The 251-nt window shown below is 59.4% G+C and carries 1 protein-coding gene; it reads right to left on the reverse strand.

Features of this window, described 5'->3' with window-relative positions:
* The coding region (locus AC3A4T_RS24570; RefSeq protein ID WP_487677767.1) for an IS30 family transposase at positions 1 to 251 on the reverse strand (251 nt) is incomplete at both ends.

Raw genomic sequence — 251 nt, forward strand, 5'->3', positions numbered from 1 at the left:
CCCAACTCACGAAGAAATACGACGGCCGGAAATTGATAGCCCAATGACGCCCGCGGCCGGGTGTTGAACTCGTGGGCGATGCGATCCAACTGCCGCTGGGTGAAATGCGACAGGTCGGTGCCCTTGGGGAAGTACTGACGCAACAGTCCATTGGTGTTCTCGCAGATCCCGCGTTGCCACGGGCTGCCGGGATCGGTGAAATAGACCTCTACCTTCGTGCGCTGCGTCAGCACCTTGTGCAACGCCATTTC

The sequence above is a fragment of the Lysobacter sp. Soil_N_51 genome (genome assembly GCF_057655755.1).